1 pseudogene is annotated in these 247 nt (G+C 79.4%); it reads right to left on the bottom strand.

The features are described 5' to 3' along the window. Positions 1-247: pseudogene (locus tag G3I54_RS02150) on the bottom strand (DNA helicase RecD); the annotation flags it as partial.

Below are 247 nucleotides of genomic sequence, written 5' to 3'. Positions count from 1 at the left end.
CCGCCTCGCCGCCGCTGTGCGCGACCAGCCCGGCGGCGGCGGTCGTACGGATCAGCTCGGCGGCCGACGGGCTCGGGGCGGCGGCCGCCGCCTCCGCCCAGTCGGCGGCCTTCTCGCAGGCGTTGACCAGCCGGGCCAGGCCGTCGGCGAGACTCTCCTCGGCCAGGGCGTAACGGTCCAGGCCCAGCAGGACCTGGACCGGCTCCCGGGCCACGTCGGCGTCCTCCGCGAGGCCCGCCCCGTCCTC

The sequence above is a fragment of the Streptomyces sp. SID14515 genome (assembly GCF_010548505.1).
GTDB lineage: Bacteria > Actinomycetota > Actinomycetes > Streptomycetales > Streptomycetaceae > Streptomyces > Streptomyces caviscabies.
This window is presented reverse-complemented; position numbering and strand designations above follow the sequence as displayed.